1 protein-coding gene is annotated in these 312 nt (G+C 56.1%); it reads left to right on the forward strand.

Annotated features, from left to right (window positions below; genetic code table 11):
• Positions 1-312, forward strand: a 312-nt coding sequence (locus MWU61_RS19680; protein ID WP_247130177.1) for a hypothetical protein, incomplete at both ends; no start/stop codon positions are given.

Below are 312 nucleotides of genomic sequence, written 5' to 3' on the forward strand. Positions count from 1 at the left end.
GGTTGGCACTCCAAGATCGTACGACGGGCGCTGATATTAATTTCACAACGGGTCAGAACGGCGCGTGGAGTGAAGTTGAAGTCTTCGGCGGTACACTGACCGCGCATGACGATACGGTGATTGCAGGCGAACTAGGTGCGGCGCTTTATGGCGGCGCGGGTTGGGACCACCTGACGTTAGACTATTCTGGGCTTACGGTGAGCGATCCAACTGAGCTCACGACGGCTCTTTATCTGTTTTCATCTCCGAATAGCCACTCGCGCAACCAGATCAACATTCGTGACACTGACGGCGTCCTGCAGCGCCATACGG

This window comes from Loktanella sp. F6476L (assembly GCF_023015725.1).
Classification (GTDB): Bacteria; Pseudomonadota; Alphaproteobacteria; order Rhodobacterales; family Rhodobacteraceae; genus Yoonia.